Below are 7,026 nucleotides of genomic sequence, written 5' to 3' on the forward strand. Positions count from 1 at the left end.
GAGGGGCGCGGGCGCGGCGCCGGCGGGCAGGCGCCCACGCACCGGCAGCCGCGTCGGCCCGGCTTCGGACAAATCGGAGAAGCGCACCGCGTAGCCGTCCACCGCCGCGTTGTCGAAGGGCGGGACGTCGATCTCCGCGAGTATATCCGCGGCGGCGATGCGGCCGTCGGCGCGGGACAACGGGACGGACTCGACGCCGGCCACCACCGGAAAGCGCGCCAAGATCGTCGCCGCCGCCTCGGCGACGGACATCACCGGCGCGGAGGGATCGAAGCAATCGTCGCTGAGGCGCGTCATCGCGCGTCGTCTCCGTGCCGCGCGGCCGATGGCGCCGGACCGGTTCGGGCGGGAAAATCGGGTGCTGCGCGAGGCGTCACGGGCGGCCGGTCGAACGATGGAGGCCGGGCTTGCGGCATCGCAGCCGTCCGATCAAGCCCCACGGGAACCAAAGCGCGTCCCCGACATCGTCGCACGCCCGCTCTTCGGCCTGGCAAGCGCCAGGCGTCGCAAGCTACGTGCGTAGTCGGCCGAGAGAAACCTTTGCGCCATCCACCCGTATGGTGCGTTGCGCAACAAGCAACAGGGTTCGGTCCGGGTGTCGATGCAGCCAATTCCGGCGCCTGCGATGGGTTGGCGATCGGTTCAAACTAAGAGATATCCTAAAGAAAATCTTACTTCATCATGCCGATATCGAGCGTAGATGCGGAAACATTTTGACACACATTCTGGTCGAACTCCCTATTCCTTCGTTGAACGCAATGGTCGGCTTCGTTCGGAGCCGGCCCGCATGAAACGGCCGGACATCGGGCGCTTCGGCCGACGCTTCGCCGTGATCCTGTCCGGCGAGTTGATCCAGAGCCTCTTCCATTTCGTCCTGAACATCGTGCTGGTGCGCGAGCTCGGGGCGCACGGATACGGGCTGTTCGCGATCGTCTTCACGATCGGCGCGGTCGGCGTCACCTATATCCGCGCCCTGGTCGGGGTACCGGCGACCTTGTTCCTGTCGCGCAGCCTCGGGCGCCCGGCCGAGCGCGGGCACGACATGGTGTTCGGCTCCGGCGCGACCGCCGTGGCGCTGCTGATGGCGGGCGCGGTCTCGATCGGGCTCGCGCCGGTGATCGGCGTCACGGCGCTCGCCGGCGGCGCCTTCGTCGGGCTCTACGCGTTTCGCAGCTACCTGCGGATCGTGCTGCTCGCGCGTCAAAAGCCCTGGGTCGCGGGCGCGAGCGACATCGTCTACGCCGCCTGCGGGCTGGGCCTGGTCGCGTTCCTTCAGTCCAGCGACGAGGCCCTGCTCGAGCACGCCTTCCTCGGCATCGCGGGGGCGCAAGCCATGGGGATCGCCGTGGCGCTGGCGGCTCTCGGGCGTCCCGTCCGGGTCTCGTTCCGCGCCAGCGTGCGGCGGCGCTACGCCGGCATCTGGCGGCCGCTGGCCTGGTCGCTCCTCGGCGTCACCGGCACCACCGTACAGGGGCAGGGGCTGACGCTGCTGTTCGCGGTGCTCGCCGGACCCGCGGCCTATGCGCCGATCGCCGCGACCCTGGTTCTGTTCGCGCCACTGCGCATCCCGACCAACGCCCTCAACAACATGGTCCTGCCGGAGATCTCGGCGCTGCTCGCCGCGGGTCGGCGGCGCGAGGCGCGGCGCCTCGTCCTGCGCAGCACGGCCCTGATCGGGCTCGCCTGCTTCGCTTACGGCGCGGCGATGTGGGCGGCACTGCCGATGATCGAGAGCCACCTCTTCAAGGGGCGCTTTTCCCACGAGCCGATGGCGGGCATCGGCTTCGGAGTCTGGTGCGTGGTGACGATGGCGCTGCTCTACGCGATTCCGCGGGCGTTCCTCGAAGCGTCGGCCGCCTTCCGGGTGATCGCCGCCGGCGCGCTGGTCAGCGCCGTCGTCGGCTTCCTGATCATGGTGCCGCTGCTGCTCACCATGGCGCCGCCCTTCGCGCTGATCGGGCTCGCGGTCTCGGAATGCGTCACGGCCCTGTGGTCGGCGAAAGCCTTCCGCGACCGGTCGCGCCACCCGGACGGACGTGTCCGAACGGCGGCGCACCGTGTCGTCGGGGCCGCCGCGCCGCCGGCCGGCGCTTAAGCGGGCGTTGAAAGCGCGGTTTCAGGCCGCTTCGCTGGCCGCGGCGACCTGCGGAGGCGCCGGCTTGACAGTCCGGCGGCGCATGTCGCGGACCACGAGGTTCCAGGAATCGAGCATCATCGCCGCCGCGCCCGGCAGGGTCCTGCGTCCCATGAAGGCGTCGAGGGTGACGCTGGTGGTGGCGAAGCGGCTCTTGAACGCCTCGGCCCCGCACAGGAAGTCGACGGTGTGCAGGCCCTGGTCGATCGACCACTGGATGTAGTCCATCATCAGGACCATGCCGGGTGAGCCGCGCTCGAAGGCCGGATCGTAGGTGGTGACGAACGCCATCATCGTCCCGGCCTGGACGAAGTTGATCGACACGGCGACGACGACGCCGTCGCATTCGAGCACGAAGGCCCGCAGCAGGCCGGTCTCGGCCAGCACCCGGACCAGCGCGGGAAGTGCCAGCGAGCCCTCGTCGTAGAGGTTCGATTCAAGCTGGTTGCCGGCGAGCCACTTGCGCTTCAGGTCGGCCAGCCGAAGCAGCACCGGCTCCATCGGCTCGTCGGGGGGCAGCAGGCGGAAGCGCAGGGTGCCGGATTCGCCGATGAACTTCTGGCCGCGGCGGTAATTCTGACGGGTCTTCTTCGATTGCGAGGCCATCCAGGCCTCGCCGGTCGGCCAGTCGCCGGCGACGCGAAAGCTCACATCGCTGCGATGGTTCGGACGCAGGCGCACGCCTGCTGCGGCGGCCGGCTCGAGCAGCGCGCGCGCCTTTGCGCCGGGAAGCAGGCGGTTGAGGTAGACGAGGTCGAACCCGCCCGCAGACGAGAGGTGCGCCCACATCCGCCGGACGAGGCCGGAATCGTCGCCAACGAGAAGGGCGTCGCCGTAATCGGTGTGGTCCTTGGCCGCCCATTCGAGCAGACGCAAACCTTTACGCCGACAGGTCGCCATCGGCAGGACCGCGACCAAGGTCTCGCCGCGCCAGGCGAGCACGACCTGCAGGGCGCGGCGCTCGCGGTCGGGCACCGTCGCCCACCATGCCGCGATCCAGGCATGGCTCTGGAACACCAGCGCGCCGGATTCGCGCCACAACGCGGCCCAGGCCGGGCCGACGGCGGCGAGCCGCTCGGCGGTGCGGACGATCTCGAAACGTTCGGCGCTCACGGCTGGACCCCTTTATGGGATGAGATCGCGGCCGGGCCGCGCGGCCGCAGGCGCCGCTTGATCACGAGCCACATCTTCTTCAACGGCAGAATGTAGAGGCCCTTCAGCGACTGGTAGTCGCGCACGTCGCGGTCCACGAGGCCGAACTTGAAGCTCTCGTTCGGCTCCGGCACACACAAGGTCCCGAAGACCCGGTCCCAGAACGAGAACAGCAGCCCGAAGTTCTTGTCGTAGTGCCGCGGATTGGTGCTGTGGTGCAGCTGGTGCCAGTGCGGACACAGGATCAGGTTGTTCAGCTTCCCGAACGAGATCTTGAAGTGCGTGTGCCGGACGAAGTCCATCATCAGGATGTTGCGCATGATGTAGACGTTCACGCCGAACACAGTCACCTCCACCGGATTCAGGGCGATCAGCGTCCAAAGTCCGAAGCAGATTCCCGGGATGACGCCGTCCCAGGCGCGATTCATGAGCTCGTCGAGCGGGTGGACGCGATCCTTGGTGATGCCGACCATCACTTCCGCGGAGTGGTGGACCTTGTGCAGCTCCCACAAGAATGGGAAGCGGTGCTGGGCCGTGTGGTAGAGATAGTACGAGATGTCGTAGGCGAGCAGCATCGTCACGGTGAAGACGATGACCGTTATCGGCCCCGGCGATCCACCCATCAGCGGCGCATCGATTCCGAACAGCGTGCCGACGACCTTGTTGGTGGCGTAGCCGACCGCGACCACGAAGGTGACGCCCGCCGGGATCAGCAGGAAGGGCATGATCGCCTTCCGGGTAATGTAGAAGAGCAGGTCGGCCCGCGCGGACGGGTGCGTGATCACCTCGTGCGGCAGGATGAACTCGAAGAACTCGGCGAAGGATTTCTCCTCCACGGTCCGCCAATACGCGATCACCGCGCAACCGAGGGCGGTCGCCAGTAGAAGGCCGGCTGCTAGGAGGTTCGCGGCGGAGATGCGGTCGAGGATTTCCTCGATGAAGGTGCTGATCATATCCCATCTCTCATGCCCGCGGCGACCGGTCGGCCGCTTGCAGGTCGAAGTACGGAAGATCGGCGCGCGCGTGCGCCCCGGCTAGATCGTATGACGTTCGCCACCGCGGGTTGCGGTCTGCGGCGATGAGGGACAGCAATACAACGTGCGGTCGTTCGATGGAACGACGCACGGCAAAACATTCGCAGAAGAATACCTACGAAGGACTTACCGGACAGTGTAAGCTCGACCGTATCCTCAAGCTCTCGTTCCGTTCCCAGTTCCTTGACCGATCAAACGGGCCGGCCGGGAAACCGAAGTTTGGATAACGGATCGTTGCGCCGGCGCCGGTGACGGCAGCTTGCGCAACCGACTTCGCTGACTGTCAGCCGGCGGATTTCGAGGCGGCGTCGGCGGGGGCGCGGGCGTCGCGCACGCGGGCGGGCTCGCGCTGAAGGGTGAGGCGCAGCATCGCCGCGATGCCCTCGGCCGCGAGCTTCTCGTCGAAGATGCGCTCGTAGCGGGCGCGGGCAGCTGCGGGATAATCGCGCCACAGGTCGGGACGGGTCACGATTTCGGCGAGGGTGCGCGACAGCGCCTCGGCGCTGCCCGGCGGCACGACCCAGCCGGTCGCCCGGTCCTCGACGATCTCGGTCAGCCCGCCGATCCCGGAGACGAGCGGCGGGATGCCGTAGGCCAGGGCCTCGATCGCGACGCGGCCGAGCGACTCGGGCAGTTGCGAGGGCACCGCCACCACGTCCGCCCATCGGTAGAGCGAATCGGGGTCGGCGACGAAGGGCGAGCAGGTGACCTGGCGCGAAAGGCCTGCCTCCGCGACCTGCGCCGCGAGCGCAGCTTCGCGGGCGTCGTCCTCGAAGGCGCTGCCGACGATCTTCAGCTCGACCCGCGACCGGACCGCATCCGGCAGCTGACGGATCGCCTCGACGAGGACCTCCTGGCCCTTGATCCGGCTGATCCGCCCGAGCATCAGCAGGCGAAGCGGCCGGCTGCCGTCGTAGCGGGCCGGGTTGGGCACGGCCGGGCCGGCGATCCCGTTGTAGACCACGCGCGCGGTCGCATCCTTCGGCATCGCGAAGGCGGCCTGGGTCGCGCGCGAGTTGAAGATGATGTTCGCCCGGCTCCAGCGGATCAGGCTGCGCAGCACCGTCAGGGTCGCGCCCTCCGGGATTTCGTGGACGTGGACCACCGTGCGGCCGGGCAAGAGCCGCGCGGCGAGCAGATAGTCGGCCACCACCGTGGTGTTCACGTAGACGAGATCGCTCGCGCGGATGCGCCGGAGCGCCCGAGCGACCGCGAAGGGAAGAGCCGCCATGCCGAGCGTCGCGAGGCGCAGGAGGTTACGCCGGCGCAGCACCCAGATCGGCTCGATCACGATCCGCGAGGCGGCGCCTTCGAGCGAGGCGACGATCGGGCCGGCCTTCGGCAGCACCACGTCGATCCAGGCCTGCGGATAGGCTTCGCGGATCGTCCGCACCGTTTCGCAGAAGCTGCGATCCGATCCATAGAGCTCGTAGCCCTGATGCACGCAGGTGATGCACCGCACGGCGCCGCCCCCCTCACGTGCCGAGAGGAACCCGCCAGCCGGAGAAACATTCCCGTCCGTGATGGACAACCCGGTTCGAAGTACTGATTGAAAACGCATAAGTTGAACACACTTCTATTACAACAACTATGGGTTGTAATCATAAGAGAATTCGTTAGTAATTCTGATGACATACCGTAACTCGATTGAAATCGGAAGGGGTATGCGTATGCGGGAACTTGCGCCGGCGATCCTTATTCTTGGAACGCGCGGCATCCCTGCGGCGCATGGCGGCTTCGAGACGTTCGCGGAACGGCTCGCCCTGCATCTCGCCGCACGTGGCTGGCGCGTCGGCGTCTACTGCCAGCGGGAGGTCGAGACGGTCGGGCAGCGTGTCTCGACCTCGGTCTGGCGGGGGGTCGACCTGATCACCGTGGAGGTCGCCAGCACCGGCCCGGCGGCGACGCTCGCCTTCGACGCGTTGTGCGCGCACGACGCCGCCGCGCGAGGCGGCGTCTGCCTTGTGCTCGGCTACAACGGGGCTGTGTTCCTGCCTTATCTCCGCTTGCGCGGCGCGAAGGTGCTGACCAACATGGACGGGATCGAGTGGCGCCGCCCGAAATGGTCCGCGGCGGTGCGGGCGTTCTTCTGGATCAGCGAGTGGATCGCGGCCTGGAGCTCGCACCGCCTGATCGCGGACCACCCGGCCATCGCCGACCACCTCGCGACCCGCCGCCCGCGAAACGCGATCACCACGATCCCGTATGGCGGCGACCCGATCCGCGCCACGAGCGAGGCGCCGATCCGGGCGCTCGGGCTCGAACCGGACGGGTTCCTGGTCTCGATCGCCCGGATCGAGCCCGACAACAACATCCTGACCTTCGTCGAGGCGTTCTCACGCGCGCCGCGCCCTGCCAAGCTGGTGGTGCTGGGAACCCTCGATCCCGAGAACGCCTACCATCGGGCGCTGCGGGCCGCGGCAGGGGAGGGCGTGATTTTTCCGGGAGCGATCTACGAGGCCGAGACGGTCCAGGCGCTGCGCCATCACGCCCGCGCCTACCTCCACGGTCACACGGTCGGCGGCACGAACCCCTCTCTGGTCGAGGCGCTGTGGGCCGGCAACGCGGTCATCGCGCACGACAACGCCTTCAACCGCGGCACCGCGGGCGAGGGCCAGCTCTACTTTGCAGACGTGGACGGCTGTGCGCGCGCGATCGAGACGGTGCTCGGCGACGCCGCCGCCCTCGCCGCGGCCCGGACGGCGG

At 68.1% G+C, this 7,026-nt stretch carries 5 protein-coding genes and 1 pseudogene; 2 read left to right on the forward strand and 4 right to left on the reverse strand.

Going from position 1 to position 7,026, the window contains the following annotated elements:
* Window positions 1-297 (reverse strand): annotated as a pseudogene (locus tag FV222_RS13475) (molybdopterin molybdenumtransferase MoeA); the annotation flags it as partial.
* A 490-nt stretch (window positions 298-787) separates the two neighbouring features.
* On the opposite strand from FV222_RS13475, the gene FV222_RS13480 reads away from it, so the two are divergent.
* The gene (locus FV222_RS13480; RefSeq protein WP_246685455.1) at window positions 788-2,095 is read left to right on the forward strand and encodes a hypothetical protein; all 1,308 of its coding nucleotides are present in this window, start codon (window positions 788-790) and stop codon (window positions 2,093-2,095) included.
* A gap of 21 nt (window positions 2,096-2,116) precedes the next feature.
* Here the strand turns inward: FV222_RS13480 and FV222_RS13485 are convergent, their stop codons facing one another.
* From FV222_RS13485 to FV222_RS13495, 3 genes are all read right to left on the reverse strand, one after another.
* Window positions 2,117-3,247, reverse strand: coding sequence for a GNAT family N-acetyltransferase (locus FV222_RS13485; protein WP_147761532.1), 1,131 nt, complete (start codon window positions 3,245-3,247; stop codon window positions 2,117-2,119).
* Window positions 3,244-4,239, reverse strand: a complete 996-nt coding sequence (locus tag FV222_RS13490; protein WP_147761533.1) for a sterol desaturase family protein — start codon at window positions 4,237-4,239, stop codon at window positions 3,244-3,246. Before FV222_RS13490 ends, FV222_RS13485 begins: the two co-directional genes overlap by 4 nt.
* 364 nt (window positions 4,240-4,603) lie before the next feature.
* Window positions 4,604-5,782, reverse strand: a complete 1,179-nt coding sequence (locus FV222_RS13495; RefSeq protein ID WP_246685456.1) for a glycosyltransferase — start codon at window positions 5,780-5,782, stop codon at window positions 4,604-4,606.
* A 208-nt stretch (window positions 5,783-5,990) separates the two neighbouring features.
* Here FV222_RS13495 and FV222_RS13500 point away from each other — a divergent pair.
* Window positions 5,991-7,026 (forward strand): DUF1972 domain-containing protein (locus tag FV222_RS13500; RefSeq protein ID WP_147814638.1); only part of this gene is annotated, 1,036 nt, incomplete at its 3' end.

Origin of the sequence: Methylobacterium sp. WL103 (assembly GCF_008039885.1) — a bacterium.
Taxonomy (GTDB): Bacteria; Pseudomonadota; Alphaproteobacteria; order Rhizobiales; family Beijerinckiaceae; genus Methylobacterium; species Methylobacterium cerastii.

What these genes read in the sequence shown, in the direction of transcription:
- FV222_RS13490 (WP_147761533.1), bottom strand. Translation starts at nt 4,239, where the DNA reads ATGATCAGCACCTTCATCGAGGAAATCCTCGACCGCATCTCCGCCGCG.
- FV222_RS13480 (WP_246685455.1), top strand. Translation starts at nt 788, where the DNA reads ATGAAACGGCCGGACATCGGGCGCTTCGGCCGACGCTTCGCCGTGATC.